Annotated in this window: 12 protein-coding genes and 1 tRNA gene; 4 read left to right on the top strand and 9 right to left on the bottom strand. The window is 43.7% G+C overall.

Annotated features, from left to right (window positions below):
• Nucleotides 1–10: 10 nt before the first annotated feature.
• The 5 genes from A5877_RS15965 to A5877_RS15945 form a co-directional block, all read right to left on the bottom strand.
• Complete coding sequence (locus A5877_RS15965) at nucleotides 11–3,433, bottom strand: FtsX-like permease family protein (protein ID WP_086317274.1); 3,423 nt, start codon at nucleotides 3,431–3,433, stop codon at nucleotides 11–13.
• A complete protein-coding gene (locus A5877_RS15960; protein ID WP_086317272.1) occupies nucleotides 3,434–4,135 on the bottom strand; it encodes an ABC transporter ATP-binding protein in 702 nt (233 codons plus the stop codon).
• 160 nt (nucleotides 4,136–4,295) lie between these two features.
• Nucleotides 4,296–5,135 (bottom strand): SDR family oxidoreductase, encoded by an 840-nt coding sequence (locus tag A5877_RS15955; protein WP_086317269.1) that lies wholly within the window; start codon nucleotides 5,133–5,135, stop codon nucleotides 4,296–4,298.
• A gap of 122 nt (nucleotides 5,136–5,257) precedes the next feature.
• Entirely contained in the window at nucleotides 5,258–6,403 is a 1,146-nt protein-coding gene (nagA, locus tag A5877_RS15950; RefSeq protein WP_005236444.1) for an N-acetylglucosamine-6-phosphate deacetylase, read from the bottom strand.
• 68 nt (nucleotides 6,404–6,471) lie between these two features.
• Entirely contained in the window at nucleotides 6,472–7,317 is an 846-nt protein-coding gene (locus A5877_RS15945; RefSeq protein WP_086317267.1) for a helix-turn-helix transcriptional regulator, read from the bottom strand.
• A 160-nt stretch (nucleotides 7,318–7,477) separates the two neighbouring features.
• On the opposite strand from A5877_RS15945, the gene A5877_RS15940 reads away from it, so the two are divergent.
• Entirely contained in the window at nucleotides 7,478–7,657 is a 180-nt protein-coding gene (locus A5877_RS15940) for a hypothetical protein (protein WP_005236448.1), read from the top strand.
• A gap of 55 nt (nucleotides 7,658–7,712) precedes the next feature.
• Here A5877_RS15940 and A5877_RS15935 read toward each other — a convergent pair whose 3' ends face one another.
• The 4 genes from A5877_RS15935 to A5877_RS15920 all read right to left on the bottom strand — a co-directional run bounded on the left by A5877_RS15935 (nucleotide 7,713) and on the right by A5877_RS15920 (nucleotide 12,308).
• On the bottom strand, nucleotides 7,713–8,930 hold the full coding sequence (locus A5877_RS15935; RefSeq protein WP_086317265.1) for a pyridoxal phosphate-dependent aminotransferase: 1,218 nt from the start codon (nucleotides 8,928–8,930) through the stop codon (nucleotides 7,713–7,715).
• A gap of 168 nt (nucleotides 8,931–9,098) precedes the next feature.
• Nucleotides 9,099–9,974 carry an ABC transporter ATP-binding protein gene (locus A5877_RS15930; protein ID WP_086317263.1) on the bottom strand — a complete coding sequence of 292 codons (876 nt, stop codon included), beginning with the start codon at nucleotides 9,972–9,974 and terminating at the stop codon, nucleotides 9,099–9,101.
• A gap of 10 nt (nucleotides 9,975–9,984) precedes the next feature.
• On the bottom strand, nucleotides 9,985–11,199 hold the full coding sequence (locus A5877_RS15925; RefSeq protein WP_005236453.1) for an ABC transporter permease subunit: 1,215 nt from the start codon (nucleotides 11,197–11,199) through the stop codon (nucleotides 9,985–9,987).
• Nucleotides 11,196–12,308, bottom strand: coding sequence for a hypothetical protein (locus A5877_RS15920; RefSeq protein ID WP_016621170.1), 1,113 nt, complete (start codon nucleotides 12,306–12,308; stop codon nucleotides 11,196–11,198). Before A5877_RS15920 ends, A5877_RS15925 begins: the two co-directional genes overlap by 4 nt.
• A gap of 196 nt (nucleotides 12,309–12,504) precedes the next feature.
• Between A5877_RS15920 and A5877_RS15915 the strand changes: the two genes are divergently transcribed.
• From A5877_RS15915 to A5877_RS15900, 3 genes are all read left to right on the top strand, one after another.
• Nucleotides 12,505–12,587 (top strand) — tRNA-Leu (locus tag A5877_RS15915).
• Between the two features lie 404 nt (nucleotides 12,588–12,991).
• A complete protein-coding gene (locus A5877_RS15905) occupies nucleotides 12,992–14,227 on the top strand; it encodes an Ltp family lipoprotein (RefSeq protein WP_086317261.1) in 1,236 nt (411 codons plus the stop codon).
• A 200-nt stretch (nucleotides 14,228–14,427) separates the two neighbouring features.
• The gene (locus A5877_RS15900) at nucleotides 14,428–15,699 is read left to right on the top strand and encodes a hypothetical protein (RefSeq protein ID WP_086317259.1); all 1,272 of its coding nucleotides are present in this window, start codon (nucleotides 14,428–14,430) and stop codon (nucleotides 15,697–15,699) included.
• Nucleotides 15,700–15,721 lie beyond the last annotated feature (22 nt).

Raw genomic sequence — 15,721 nt, 5'->3', positions numbered from 1 at the left:
GCTGTTTTTGTTACTCATTGGCTTTCAAGGCATCGATCATATTGACATGTTTCAACTTGAAATACATCGCGATCCCTACCACGCCTGAAAACAAGCAGGTCAATCCCGCTGCATACACATAGCTCATTGGTTCGACTGTCGGTGAAAACATGGCGATATCAACTTCGATGGTCTGTAAGACAAATTGATGCTGAAGCACCCCTAATAACAAGCCAAAACCAATACCGAAAATCGTTAAAAAGATATTCTCACGAAAGACGTACATCGTCACTTCTCGATCATAAAAGCCTAATACTTTGATAGTCGACAACTCGCGGATCCGTTCCGCTATATTGATATTGTTCAAGTTGTACAACACGATAAAGGCTAATGCTCCTGCTGACGTGATCAAGATCCAAATGACGATGTTCAAGGTTGCTGTCGTGTCATCTAAGGCATCCGCTGAAGCTGAGAGGAAGGAAACATTGATGACATTATCTTGTGCCATCAGGTCAGCTGCGATCGCTTCTTCATCTGTTTTGCTTAAGCGCTGATTGAATTTCAATAACTCACTATTGTAAGCAGGCGTTTCCTGAAAGATCTTTTCGTACGTTTCAGGTGTCAAATAAGCAAAATGGCCCGTGTAGTTTTCTGCGATGGCAGCTACCTTCAGTTGAAATTCCTCGCCGCTTTCATTCGTCAACGTTATCGTATCACCCACCGATAATCCAAACAACTTAGCAAGCTTTTCATTGATGATGGCACCCTCTCCTTCTAGCTCGTAAGCTTCTCCTGAAACCCGATCATTCAAGTGGACAAATCTCGATAAAGCCGCAGGATCTTCTGGCACGGTGACGGTTACTTCTTGCTGCGTGACCCCCGATTGAGCCAACGTCAGACTTTCCGTATGCAAGAATAACCCTGCTTCAAAGCCTTCAATATCTTCTGCGGCGGCTTTTGTTTCACTCATTGCTTCCGAATCCTCGTCATCAAAGGTAATCACCGCCTGATATTGCCAGATTTTCTCAAACTGCAAAGGAATGATATTGCTGATGGAATCTCTCAGGCCAAACCCAGTTAAAATCATCGACGTGCAACCAGCGATTCCTAAGATGGTCATGAGCATTCTTGACTTGTAGCGAAACAGGTTTCGCATTGTAACTTTTTGAATAAAACTTAAGTGCCGCCAAAAAAAAGTGATTCTTTCTAAGAGAATTCGTTTCCCTGTTTTTGGGGCCTTTGGTCTCAACAAGGAAGCCGATGACTGTCTTAAATCAAATCGTAAAACCAGCAGCGCAATTCCGATGGTGCAAAGCAAGCTAACACCCACAGCAATCAATGAAAGCCGTAAATACCATGGGGTGTCATACTCCGTGAGATTGTAAAGCGGTCCATAAGCTTGAATGATGATTGCTGGAAAAAAGGAAAAGCCTACTGCTAGGCCCAATACAGCACCTGTGATGCCTGCTGCAGAGGAATAAAGCAAAAATTTCTGTCCAATCTCCCAGTTGCGATAGCCTAGTGCTTTCAACGTTCCGATCTCACTGCGTTTTTCATCGATCATCCGCGTCATAGTGGTTAGACTCACTAAGGCTGCGATCAAAAAGAAAATGACTGGAAAAATCGTCGCTAACGAAGAAACGCGTTCCGCATTGTCTTGGTATTCTGAATAACCAGGATTCGCATCGCGGTTCGCGACACGATAAACTGCCGGTTTTAGCTCCAACAATTCCTGCTCTTTTTCCGCAACTTCTTTTTTGACATCTTCAAGCTTTTCGCGTTCTTTTGGTGCTCTTTCTTTAAATTCGGCTAGCTTTTCTTGAAGGGTTGCTTCGTTTTCTCGGTATTCCAGCCAGCCCTTGTCTAGCAAAGACTGACCATTAGCTTCCTCAGAAGCTAAAGTCTCACGAGCAACACTCAGCTGCGATTCTCCTTGAGTGATCTGGGTCTGAGCCTGTGCCAATTCTTGGCGTCCGGCACTGACCTGGCTCCAGCCAGCGTTGACTTGCTGTTGCGCCCGTTGAAGTTGCACTTCTTGTTCATTGATTGCAGCCAGTTGTCCGCTTAATTGGGCACGTTGTTGCTCACCTTCAGCAATGAGTGGATTCAATGTATCTTCAGCTGCCGTCAGCATAGTAGCAATCATCGTTTCATCGATTTCCTCCAGATCAGGAATCGGACCAAGGACATCTGTCGGTAGGTTCAACTGTGCCAGAGCGGCTGTTACTTGTGCATAGACGGTAGGCAGCTGGGCCATTTGCTCCTCTGCAGAAAGTTGACCCACACTTCTGATTTGATCCATGCCTTGGTATGCCAGCGCAAGTTGCTCCTCCACTTGTTGGGTGCCACTTTGTAGTTCTGACTTTTGTGCCGAAATGGGCGCTAACTGGGCTTGGGCTGATTTTACTTGGGCTTCTTGCTGAAGCAACGCTTGTTCGCTTTGATCCAGCAGTCGTTGGTTTTCCGCCAACGCTTGCTTACCCTCAGCTATTTTTTGTGCTTCACTATTCAACTGCTCTTGGGCAGCTTGAATTTCTGTTTGGAAAGCTGCTTCTTGTTCCGTCAGTTCCCGGTGCGCCTGCGCTAATTTTTCTTGTGCGTCGTCGAGTTCCCTTTGTGCTTCTTGCAGAGCCGTTTCTCCGTTGCGGATCTGTTCTTTGGCTTCGTCAATGGCTGGTTGTGCTTCATCGATCAGCTCTTGTCTGCGTCCTTGCGCCCGAGGAGCCAACTTTTTCTCAACTTCAGCACTTATTTGATCTCTTTTCGTCTGATACGCCACTGAATAGCTTTCCATTTGAGATAAGTCATCAAAGCGAACTAAAAATCGGGCGTACGCACTTTCTTTAAAATCCTCCTCAGGAATCACCGCAAAGTAATCCACTGTCCCATTACCAACGGTACTGTTCCCCCGATGAAAGTTCTCAATATATTCAGGACTATTGACAAAGCCCACGATCGTGAAGGTATGGGTTTTTAATTGATTTTCGCCACTTTCTGGCAACTCAAAGGATTCATCTAATTCGAAACCACCACTATTTTGTGCCGCTTGATCTAAGGCGATTTCCCCTGATTTTTGCGGCAATCGACCAGAAGTCACCTCATATTGATTGACAGGTCGATCAGTTGAAAGAGAGAAGACACGAATCACAGCACGATGATTTTCGGCATTGATATCAGCGATCTGCTCCGTCTCAACCGCTGTGACGCCAGGCATTTCCTCAATGATTTGCCGATCGGTATCCGACAACCCCAAAGTTGAAGCAATTGTAAGGTCGGCTAATTGTTGGCGAGAAAAGTAATCTTCAGCAGCTTGTTTCATATTAGGGCCGGTGGCGCTGATCCCGACAAAAAAAGCGACTCCTAAAAAGATAATGCCTAAAATGGACAAAAATCGCCCGGGTGCTTGCCTAATTTCACGTAAACTGGAACGTAATAATGTTTTTTTCATAGGCATTTACCAAGAAATAGAGGCAATTGGAATCGGATGAGTATTTTTTTCCATCTTGCGAACCTTTGCGTCATTGATATGGATCACGCGATCCGCCATGGGAGCCAATGCACTGTTGTGTGTAATGATCAAAACGGTCGTCCCAGTCTCGCGAGCTGTTTTTTCTAAAATAGCCAAAATCTGTTTTCCCGTTTCATAGTCAAGTGCCCCAGTTGGTTCATCACAAAGCAGCAGTTTGGGCTTCTTGGCTATGGCACGAGCAATCGTGACCCTTTGCTGTTCACCGCCAGACAATTGTGCAGGAAAGTGATCCAAACGATCACCTAATCCAACTTGGGTCAAAATCTCAGCTGCATCAAGTGCTTCGGGTACGATTTGTGCCGACAGTTCCACATTTTCTCTAGCCGTCAAGTTCGGCACCAAATTGTAAAATTGAAAGACAAATCCGACGTCTTTGCGACGATAGGTCGTTAGTTGTTTAGCATCAAAACCAGCAATATCCGTTCCATCGACAATCACTTGGCCGCTGTCACATTGATCCATCCCGCCTAGTATGTTCAAAACGGTGGACTTACCGGCGCCACTAGGACCAAGGATCAGCGCGATCTCGCCTTTCTCTACGGAAAAAGAGACGCCATCATTGGCAGCAATCATCGTATCGCCCATTGTGTATTTCTTCACTTCTTTCACTACTTCAATATAACTCATTTTATTCCTCCAAGAATTCCAGCGCCGCATGCGCTTTCTCGCTTAACAGTGTATCACACTTTTTCCCTTGAAAGAAACCGCAAAAAAGCAGCACAAGGTCGTGCTGCTAAAAAACAAGTCATTTATTCAAAGTGATCCAGATTGGCAAAAGCAAAACAAATCATTTTGTGTGGTCCGCAATTCTTTGTTGCGTTTCTTGCCATAGTTTCTGTGCTTGTTGCTGCTCCTTCGGGATCTCGGTTAGGACTGCTTGACGATCAACAAAGTAGCGGCCACTGATATCCGCAACGTCTGGACTTAGCGCTAAGTAAATCGCTGTATCTGCCCCTTCTTCGGCTGTTTTAAAAAAAGGCGTCAACATTTTATAAATAGATTGACCAAATCCTGTTTGTCGACTGACCCCTAAGCTGGTCGCCACAGCTCCCGGATGCAAGGAATTAGCAGTAACGGTCGTATTGCGTAGCTGGAACGCAAGCGCATCCGTAAATAAAATCAGGGCTTTTTTTGAGCGGCCATATTCCCGCCAAGGGAAAAAATCCGGTACATCGAAAAAGCGCTGATCCTTTTTCTTTACAAATTTGTAGGCGCCGGATGACACATTGACGATCCTGCCGGCATCGGCACGTTTTATTAGCGGCAATAACTGACGGGTCAGTTCAAAATGCCCCACGTAGTTTACGCCCAGCATTTGTTCAAATCCATCGGCTGTTCGCTCTTTTTTTAAATTGACGATGCCCGCATTATTGATCAGTACATCCAATTTCTCAAAGCGGGCGTTGATTTCAGCGGCTGACTTGCGTACGCTAGCCAACGACCCCAAATCACCGATCACTAGATCGATGCTTGGATTGCCTGTCTCTTCCTTCAAACGTTGCTGTGCTGCCTGCCCTCGTTCAGCAGAACGGCAATACAAAATCACATGCATCCCCAATTCTGCCAATTGTTTGGCTGTTGCAAAGCCCATACCGGCATTGGCGCCGGTAACTAAAATCGTCTTCAAATCCCCATCATCTCCTTCATAGGATGTCGTTTTCTTTCATCATAACTGAAAACAAAAAAATCTGCTCAAAAAACAGATCAAGAGAAGCTCTCTTCTTGTTTCTTTAAGCAGATTGTTTTATTTTACGCCTGGTAGCGGCAGACGCCATCTAAATAGGTGGCTGTTACATTCATTTCTTGATCCAAAACAATAAAGTCAGCTGGGCGACCTTGTTTGATCATGCCGCAAGCATGGTCAATTTTACAGCTGATTGCTGGAATCAAGCTGGCCATCATGACCGCTTCTTGAGGGGTAGCGATTCCCCAGTCTACTACATTTTTCACAGCTTCTTTTAGTTTCAAAATACTACCAGCAAGATTGCCAGTTTCCATTCGAGCCGTTCCGTCTTTCACCACTACTGGAAATTCACCTAAAATATAATCACCATCTGGCATGCCGCCAGCCATCATACAGTCAGTGATCAAGGCAACATGGTCGTGACCAGCTTTTTCCATCAAAATCTCAGCTGCTTGAGGATGCACATGGTGGCCATCACAAATCAACTCTGAAAAAACTTCTTTTAATGAAAGTAGGGCACCAACCATTCCAGGCTCGCGATGGTTTAATCCGCGCATACCGTTGAATGCATGAACAAAAACGCTAGCACCAGCTTCAACTGCTGTTTGCGCTTCTTGTAATGTACCGTTACTATGGCCTAGAGCAACCACTACGCCTTCTTCCGTCACTTGCGAAACAAACTCACTCACACCTTCTCGTTCAGGAGCCAAGGCGATTTTTTTGATAATTCCACCAGAAGCTTCTTGCCATTCATGGAAGGTATCGATATCAGGATCACCAAAATAAATTGGATTTTGTGCACCTTTATGTTCTTCAGTAAAGAATGGGCCTTCAAAATAGATCCCTTGGATTTTTGCTCCTGTAACTTCGTCTTTGACTTTCCCAACGGTTTCAGCAACATCCCGCAACCGTTCTTTGCTGGATGTTAAGGTTGTTGGCAAGAAGGAAGTCACACCACATGATAAAAGGCCTTCCGACATGGCTTTAATGCCTTCTGCATCGTTGTCCATCACATCATGGTTCATAAATCCGTGGATATGAGTATCCACAAGACCCGGTGCTACCCATTTGCCTGAATAATCTTCTACGTCTGCACCAGAAGGGACTTCATCGACGATCGCTCCGAATTTCCCCTCTTTGACCTCCAGGTAACCAGGGCCATGAACCGCTGATTTTAGAAAGAATTTGTCTGCGTAAATATATTTATTCATCTTGATCGCTCCTCTATTTCTTTTCTTCCTTAAAAGTACTCTTATTTAGGGAAGAAGTCAAGAAAGGTCTACACCACTTTGTCAGATTGGCGAATATCCATGACAGCACGATACAGCTGAAAACTTTTTTCGGCTGCATTTTCTTCTTTCAGTCTATAAAGTAAGTGTCCCTTCAGTTCAAACAATTCTTCTAGAAAATACAAACTGTTCTTTTCTCTGGCTAAGGAAATGCCTTCGTTCGTTACCTTTAGCGCGAGGCAATCTTCTTGTTGCTCCTTTAAAAAGACCGCATAATTGTAGTAAATTTTGGTCAATGATGTGGAGAGACGTTCCGGTGGCAATGCGTGCATGGCATCGTATGCTTTTTCTAAGTAAAAACGAGCTTCACCCAGTTGCAGCAAATCACTATAGACGCGACCCATGCAGCTCAGGATACGAATTTCCATCACCGACACATTGGTCTTATCCTGTTGATAGGAGTAGGCCAATCCTTTTTTCAGCGCCTCAAGGGCGGCATCATAGTTTTGATCGAGGAAATAATCACAGCTGCCTAGATAGTAGTAATACATTTGCATATCTGAATCCAGATACAAATAATCCTTGATCGCCTTATCTTCCATTTTTTCCCGCATTTCTTGAAACTGCTTATGGACAAAATGTGATTCGATTTCGGCAAAGATTTGATTGGTTTTGTTGATCTCTTCCGAATGAAGCATCATTACTTGATCTAAGGTGACTCCTAAGCGTTGGCAGATTTGATACATCACCCAGACATTCGGCAACTCTTCGTTGTTTTCAATACGGCTTAAAACACTTTGCGAACAAATATCTTCCGCTAACATCTTCTGTGTCATCTTTCGTTTCAACCGAATCGAACGGATATTTTGACCAAAAGATTCTTCTTTTTCCTTCATAATCGTCCTCCAGGGGGAATTCTTATAAAAACCGAACGTTTCTTGTCAAAAATGCGAATTCGCATTTTTAATTTTCTTTATTTTAGCACATAATGACAAAAAGGAAAGCAATTTCAAGAATGTCTTGTTATTTTTCCACAATTTCAAATGAGGTGTTAAGATGACGATCGACAGTACGATCTTTTTTACATGGGATGGCAAGAAGTATCAAGGGATCATCGAACGAGAATATGAGAACTCTGTTCTGGTTCAAGTCACCGATCCTAGTGCTGAAATGCTGGATAAATTTACCAATCGAATGATTGTGAGCAAAAAAATTTGTCAACCAGTTGCCGAATAAAAACATAAGCACCACTCCCTCACGGTTGTTGAAGGAGCGGTGCTTTTTTATATTCTTATTTCTGACGATAGGACGCCAAAAATTCTGTCATTTTTTTAGCAGTCGTTTTTAAGTCTTCCATATTAGGAAGATAAACGATTCGGAAATGATCTGGCTGTTGCCAGTTGAACCCACCGCCGTGAACCAGCAAGATGTGGTGCTCGTGTAAAAAGTCTAAAACAAATTGTTCATCATTGGTGATATTAAAGCGTTGAATATCAATTTTAGGGAAAATATAAAAGGCGGCTTTCGGTTTCACCGCTGACAATCCCGGAATGTCATTGATTGCCTTGTGGATAAACGCTCTTTGTTCATAAATACGACCACCTGGTAATAGTAACTCATCAGAACTTTGATAGCCTCCTAATGCGGTCTGAACGATTTGTTGCGATAAGACATTCGAACACAGTCGCATCGAAGATAGCATATTCAAGCCTTCGATATAGTCTTTCACATGGGACTTGTCGCCACTGAGGACCATCCAGCCCACACGGAAACCTGCCACTCGATGAGACTTAGACAAGCCACCTAGCGTCACAACGAATCGATCTGGCGCTAATGTAGCAATCGGCACATGGACATAATCATCCATGACTAATCGGTCATAGATCTCATCAGAGAAAATGATCAAGTCATGCTCACGAGCAACGTCGACGATTTGCTCCAAAATTTCTTTTGGATAAACGGCTCCTGTTGGATTGTTCGGATTAATAATGACGATCGCTTTGGTTTTGCTGGTGACCTTGGCTTTGATGTCCTCGATATCAGGATTCCAATCTGCTTGTTCATCACAAATATAATGGACGGGCTTTCCGCCAGCTAATGAGATCGAAGCAGTCCACAAAGGATAGTCAGGCATCGGCACGAGCACTTCGTCCCCATTGTTGCACAAACCTTGCATGCACATCGTGATCAGCTCGGAAACACCATTACCTGTGTAAATATCATTGATGGTCACATCAGGAAATTTCTGTAATTGATAATATTGTTCGATCGCTTTACGGGCAGAAAAAATCCCTTTCGAATCAGAATATCCTTCCGATTCTCGCACGTTCATAATCAGGTCTCTAACGATCTCATTTGGGGCTTCGAACCCAAAAGGCGCGGGATTCCCCGTATTTAATTTCAAGATACTGATGCCTTCTTCTTGCATCCGATCGGCTTCTTCTAAAACTGGGCCGCGCACATCATAACTGACCCCTTCAAGTTTTGACGACTTCGAAAATTTCTTCATATTCCATTTCTCCTTTAACCATAGGTCAACGTCAGGTTATTGGTTCTCGTCGTTGATCTCTTTTCAGATTGAACCTATTATAGCAAAAAACTTTTACCTATGGCGAAATTTTTTTGCTTCTCCTTCATCTGTGCTTGTCCCGCTCTCATCTCGTAAATAGTGCGACAGTCAGTAATTTTCAGGAAAATACGTCAAATACAATTCATTTAGTGCCAAGTGCCCCACAGAAAAATCAGTGATCCCTGCAGCGATAAACCGTTGCGGTAGCTGAGGATCGCTGATTTCTATCAGATAGATCCGTCCTTGCAGATCGATGGTCACCGTCGTTAATTCTGGAAAAGCCACCAAAAAATCTACCGAGTCCGTTTTTAAGTACAACGGTTGATTGACTAACGACTTGCGACCAAAGTATTCGTGAATGATCTTGCCGTCTTTTAAAAACAAGACCCGATCCGCGTAGGAATCCAAATTCGTCAAAATATGCGAAGCAATCACGATCGCTTTCTTTTGCGCTCGCAAGGCTTTTAATACGTTAGAGATCAATTCCACATTGGTCGGATCCAAGCCATTCATGACTTCATCCATCAGCATATAAGGCGTATCCGTCACGATCTGCATCGCAAAACAAAGACGTTGCCGCATGCCCAGCGAATAGGTACCCACAGGACGTTTGATATAGTCACTCATCCGCAAACGATCAATCGTTTCTTCCACTAAGTGTTCCTCTGAACGCCACATTCGCTGATACAGCTTGAGATGCTCGAAACCACTCAAATCATTGTACAAATCATTTTGGTCAGGAAAAAACGAAATTTGTTGATGCGCTGCCACTTCTGATTTTTTGGTCACATATACTTGACTGCCATTCAAAAATACTGCGCCTTCATTCGGCTGGATGAAATTCATCGCCACATTCAATAGCGTGGATTTCCCGGTGCCGTTAGGGGCGACTAACCCGACGATTTCCCCGGGAGAAAAGGCAATGGAAAGCTGATCCAATACTTTTCTCGTATACGTGACCGTCACATTTTTCAGTTCTAACATATCGTTCCTCCTATGCCAAATGAAATTTTTTGCGTTGGATCGTCACGAAGAAACACATTTCGATCAGAAGCCAAACGCCTCCTAATAAAAGCAACCCTTTTTCCATCGTAAACCCTGCAGAACCAAAATAAAAACGTGTCCAGCCTGAAAGGACTTGTCCCACATTTTGATACAGATAGACATACAGCGTTTTATCAAGGTAAGCACTGAACCAACGTCTTTGGAAAATATAGGGTGAAAGCAAGCAAAAACCAGCCAAAAGCAAATTAACCAGTTCTGAGCGAAACAGGGCACTGAACAACAAGATGCCGCGACAATAAATAAACTGCAAAAAAAGCGTCGCAAGAAAACATTGGCCTATAAAAAGACCGATGGCTTGTGTTTCAAAAGCGTTGAAATCTGTGATCGGGTAGCGGGCATCAAAGGTCGGTGATAAAATCGTGACCGGTAGTTCCAGGGAACCAAAGCCGAATTGAATGCCAGAACCCAACCAGAGAAAGAACATGGTCCCAAGCGTTGCAATTGCAGAACCGACCATCAATACTGCCGTTTTGCTCCAAAGGATCTCTTCTGCCGATAATGGCAGTGAAAGAAATAGGGATTTATGTCTTCGTTCTTTTGGCAAACAATCGATCGCCAAAAATAAAGAAACAGCAAGCAATAGAATCGGTAAATATCCAGTAAAACTTCGCTGCAATGCCTGTATCCCCGTTTTTTGCTCCATGACTGCTTGCGAGAGTTTCTTATTCGGCAACTGGCTGAAGGCTTCCATAAGCTTAGCGGTTGAAGCATAACCAAAGCGACCGTCATAGGCAGCGTAGTAATTTTGAAACGTATAATAATCCGGTGTATAAAAAACATTTCGTTCATCGGTAAACTGCAACGCCAACTGGTACCACGTAGTTGTTCCTCGTGCATAAGCTTGCCAGTTTTCATCAGCTAGTGCATCTAATCGTTGTTTTTCCGCTTCGTTCCATGGGGTAAACATTTCAACTGCTAAGCTTGCCGACCAATGGTCAGAAGGATTGGCTGCTTGTTGATCAAGAAAATCTTGTCGCACAGTATAGCGTTGTTGCATTTCTGTTTTATCTACTCGTTCAATCGGGCGAAAATCTTTTTGCCAAAAACTGTAAACGCCGCTATAGATAAGAAGCAAGCAAAAAAGACCAATAGTTTTCTTGCTCTTTAAGAGTTGTCGTAATTCAAATAAAAAATAGTCTTTCATCCTTTGCCTCCTCTCAACAAGCGATTCTGTTTATCCGCAACGAGCATCAAAGCTATACAAAGGAAGATCCACACCACCGTCAGCAGCCAACTAGCATAGACTCCCCAAGAAGTACCAGAACCCGATGCAAAGGCGCCCGAATAAAATTTATCCATAGCAGCTATATGAACTGGTAACAGTGGGATCTTTTGCAGCATCGGAATCAAGCCGAGCCCATAAAAAAGCACCAGCAAAAAGAAAGAGACGTATCGATTGGCTGCGATCATGTTCATGACAAAACCTAAGCATTCGATCAAACCAATCAGCAAGCCAAAAGAAACCAGGCTATATAAAACGCTCTGCCAAAAAGGTAAGGCTACCCAATCCCCATTGAGATAGACGGCTACTGGATACTGCCAATCCCCGAACTCCCCCAGAAGGCTCATTGAAAGAAAGACGCCTAAGAAGAACACAATCAAAACGCCTAAATTTGTAATCCCTTTAACCACAATTTTACTTAACATCCGAATCGGAAAAATCTGCGGGTACGAGCGAATCAAAGAGAAGTGTTCTCTTTCTTCTATCAAATTGTCACTGGCAAAAAAAGCCCAAAAGAAGAAGCCAAAATTCAGCAAAAACGTTATTGCCAAAGCGACAGCGGTCTGGGCATTGGCAGCAGTGAGGACCGGCTCTTTTTCTTGCTCGACTAAAGCTTGATAGACCTTCTGATCTTGTTCGATTGCCCATAAAGGTGGCAAAAATCCTTTGTCATCAACTTCTGACGCCCAAATCTGCTTTTTTAGTTCTGCAATTTGAATACTCGTTTGATTAAATCGTTCGTATTCTTCCATAATCAAGTTGGATAACTGTCGCGAAGTCAGTGTATTGTTTTCAAGCAAAAGTTGATACACCTCTTGTTCAGCAGGTGAACCCGACTGATTGGCTTGGTAGCGATCAACAAGCCGTGAGGCTTCCGCTTTTTCTGCAGTGATCGTGGCGGGTAAGTTGATGGGTTCCATCAGCTTCAAATAAATGGAAAAACAGCAACCTAAACTAAAGGCACCAATGAGCAGGAAGAGGAACGTTTTCTGTTTGACAGATTTAGCTAACTGGTTTTTAAAGTAGTTCATTTGCTCTCCTCTCAAAAAAATAATTATTCATTCTTTTAGCATACCTTTTATGGAAAAAAATGCAATCTAAAGTCTGAAAATTCTTTCAAATAGCATTAGGAAAAGTTATTGACAAACCTGTTGAAAATCAGGTAAGATATTTTCTAGACGCGGCGTGACAGAACTACCTCAGCCTGCGTTTCCTTCTATAGTATTTGCGGAAATGACGGAATGGCAGACGTGCAAGATTGAGGGTCTTGTGAGCAATCGCTCGTGTGGGTTCAAATCCCATTTTCCGCATCCTTACAGCTTCCCCATTATGGGAAGCTGTTTTTTTGTTTGCTCAAAAGATTCCCCATGGCGATCCTTCGATGAATTCTTTCGATCGCTTTGATCTTGAGCGTCTACTCCTAGAAAGTTGATACGAAGCTTCCTTTCCCAAATGTAAAAATCGATAAAAACTCTTTTATCATTGCATTTCACACTATTTTTCACATAAAATGAATAATATAACAATTATTCTCAAAAGCTGGTTCGATGCTCCGCTTTTTCTTATTGGCGGATCAGAAACAGTTTCCTGAATTTACTGGTGATGAAAAATCTTTTCAGCATTTTTCCCATTCACCTTCTCTCCTCCTTCCCCCAGATAAACAAACCTCTTCCGACCGTTTTCTCAGTTACTTTCGATAGAAAGAAGGAGCCTAATGAAAAAAAGAGTACTGATCACCCTATTGTCATTCGTTATTTTACTTATCGGTTGCGCAAAGGCAGATGAAGAACTGTCAGAGACCGTTGCACTTGGCATCGACGCACGACTGGAATATACAAACCAATCCGGAACGGGCTGGGCCTATTATCACCCAGCAACCTTAGAGTTGTTGATTGCCGGCAGTCAAGCCGAATTGGCTATTTTGGAAGAGCTTGATTCTTCCGACGAAGATCTTTATCAGTTAATCAGCCACACAATTGATTTGATGGCAACCGCTGAACGAGCGTTAGTGGAGCGTCGGATCGATGTCCCTGCTTGGTTTGCTGCCCGCATTGGTTATAGCCAGGCTCTGGCTGCGATTCATGAACGGAGCCCTATCATTCTCAGTAATCATGACAACCTCAACAGTCTACTAGAGGTAGCAAACGAAACGATTCCTGAAGCCGATCCACGGGAAAAGCTGGGGCTTTTGGCAGACGATATCGAGCAGCTTCAGCAGCTCACAGAAGATGCGCTTACTCTTCATCGCACAATCGAACTTGACGATGGACTCACTGCCACTGTTTACCACACAAGCGAAACGAATGTTGACGTCTTCGTTTTTTCGAAGCCCGAAGAGGAGTACGCATCTGGATTTACTGTTCTTAATCGGGAAACTGCCGACGAGCAAAAAGCTGCATTCTATGAAACGATTTTACGAGGGCTGGTCGTAAATATTCCTCGTGAATCGTTGATGTTTATGAATCGATTCGATCAATCTTCAGATGAATATCAGCTGGCGGTGATGACCTATGGCTTTGATCATGACATTGATCAAGACATGGTCACTACCGTGTATCAACAGCTTCAAGAAGCAAACGCAAAACAAGAAGCAGCTACGGCTTTGCAGCAAGAGCAAAGCCAGCAAAACCAGGACGAACAAACTCAGACCGAGAATGAAGGAGCTTCAGAACAAAGACGAACGATCGCTCGTGCCGAATCCTATACGAACCTCATGGCTTTCTCACGTGCACGATTGATACAACAATTAGAATTTGAAGGGTTTACCCATAATGATGCACAATGGGCAGTTGATCAGCTCACGATTGATTGGAACGAGCAGGCGTTGAAGAAAGCAAATAGTTACCATTCCTTGATGAGTCTTCCTCCTGACAACATTCGCCGGTTATTAACTTTTGAAGACTTTTCAGAAGAACAAATCGACTACGCGATGACAAACATAGGTAACTAAAAGCTAGCGAAGAAAAGGGCATCGCGATGCCCATATGCTGTTGTAGTGACCCCAAAAAGTTAGGTTTTTTGGTCTAACTTTGGGGGTCAGTTGATGTCCCTTATATTGTGACTATGTTTATACTCAAGAAAGTGCTCGATCTGATGCGTTCATTCGTACAAATTGGCGAGGTTTACTAGAGTCTCACGAGGAGGAGAAAAATGAAAAAACAAGTTTTGTTGCCTTTATTACTAATACTGTCCCTGCTTTCAGGATGTGGGACGATAAATTCAGCAAGTCCTGAGGAACTTTCTGAGCGCATCGGTGCAGCTTTAGATGCTGGTTGGGAACATACCTATCATGCAGAAAATCTGACTTATGAGTTAAGTATTGAAAATCTCGAACTGATGATTCGAGGCAAAGAAGCAGAATTGGCCTTTCTAGACCAGGTCAATAGCAACTCAAAACACAAGGCGGCATTCATTGAAAACACGGAAACAATGATCGCACTCGCTCAAGAAGCGATCGAAGCTCGCTATCTGGATATGCCCAGTTGGGTTGCCGCTCGCAATGGCCGTATCGAAGCCTTACTTGCCATCCATGAAGAGAGCCCGATCATCGTCAGTAGACGAGCAAAATTGCAAGAATTATTCAACGAATACGAAGAGGATTTGGCACTAGTGACCGCTGGAGCAAACAATCCTCTTGCCGATGAAGAAGGAATTAATGAAGATACACGAGAAAAGCTTGGTTTGACACCTGATACACTTGAACACTTACACCAACAAAGCGAAGACCAAGAAATCGAGTGGCAGAGTGCTATTGATTTGGCGAACGGTGTGACCATGAATGTCTTTTCAACAAAACATGAGCCAGTGGAGATTCTCACATTTACGAATGCTGGCGAAAAATACCCTGCCGCAATCACTTTGTTTAATGGGCAAATGACGGAAATCGTTCCCGAGATAATGACTCCTTACGAAGCCGTTTCCGCTTATTTTTACGAAATTGCCGATGCAGTTTATGAAACGATTCCAGTCGGTTATCGATTTCTGGTTGAATCCCTATGGCTTGAACTGGAAAACGACAATCGTTTTCAATTTAGAACCTACGTGTTTGATAACGAAGTGACCGAGGAAACGATTTTAGCAGGGTTTCATTTCGCCCCGACTGTAGCAGCACGCTATGAGCGCGAAAACAATGCGACAGAACGAGAACGTGAAGCCTTTTTCCTCGTTAGAGCGCAAGGAAATCGTCGCTTTTATTCAAAACAAGAGATGGCAGAACTGTTAGAAACAGAAGGTTTCACTGCGGAGGAAACACAATGGGCACTAGAGACCCTTGACGTAGATTGGTATCGCCATGCTTTAGGGCGCGCCAATCAATCCCGCCGGGTGTTAGGGATCCGTCAAAGAAATATGGCCGCTCATCTTGAAGGGAACGGCTTCTTACCTGATGAGATCGAATTTGCGATTGAAAACATGGAAAATTAGTATGTAGTGGACGAGACAGATC

This window comes from Enterococcus sp. 3C7_DIV0644, from assembly GCF_002141235.1.
Taxonomy (GTDB): Bacteria; Bacillota; Bacilli; order Lactobacillales; family Enterococcaceae; genus Enterococcus_D; species Enterococcus_D entomosocium.
Note: the sequence above shows the minus strand (reverse complement) of the source record. Positions and strands in the feature narration are given on the sequence as shown.